The 412-nt window shown below is 59.2% G+C and carries 2 protein-coding genes; both read left to right on the forward strand.

What is annotated here, in order from left to right; all coding sequences use genetic code 11:
- Window positions 1–197 (forward strand): biotin protein ligase-related protein (locus RZO55_RS16960; RefSeq protein ID WP_318065444.1); only part of this gene is annotated, 197 nt, incomplete at its 5' end.
- On the forward strand, window positions 194–412 hold a 219-nt coding region (locus RZO55_RS16965; protein ID WP_318065445.1), incomplete at its 3' end, for a hypothetical protein. The genes RZO55_RS16960 and RZO55_RS16965, both read left to right, overlap by 4 nt.

The raw sequence follows: 412 nt of genomic DNA on the forward strand, positions 1-412 counted from the left end.
CGGCCGTCCGCGGGGCCTGGGAAGAGCTGTCGGGCGTGATCGGCCACTTGGTCACGGCCCGGACGCCCGAGGGCCTTCGATCGGGGGTGGTGCGGGGGTTGAAAGAGGATGGGGCGCTGCTTTTGGAAACCGAAGAGGGATTGATTTCGGTTTACTCGGCGGAAATCCGTGAAGGTTGCGAAATCCGCTCTTTTTGATTACCCTTAATGAGGAAGGCGGCATCCTCCGGGAGCTGCACCGAAGAATCCTTCGATTCAACGGAAAAAGGTTCTGCTTCGAGCCCGAGGGACGGAGACAGAGGAGCGTCGGAACAGGAGCGCCTTGGGTCCTTCGTGGGCTAAAGGCGTTTTTTCTTCTCCTCCCCGGAGCGACCACAGGGGGGAATAGGTATGGGGAATGTTTCAAAGGTGAC

The organism is Clostridium boliviensis (genome assembly GCF_033342255.1).
Taxonomy (GTDB): Bacteria; Bacillota; Clostridia; order Lachnospirales; family Lachnospiraceae; genus Lacrimispora; species Lacrimispora boliviensis.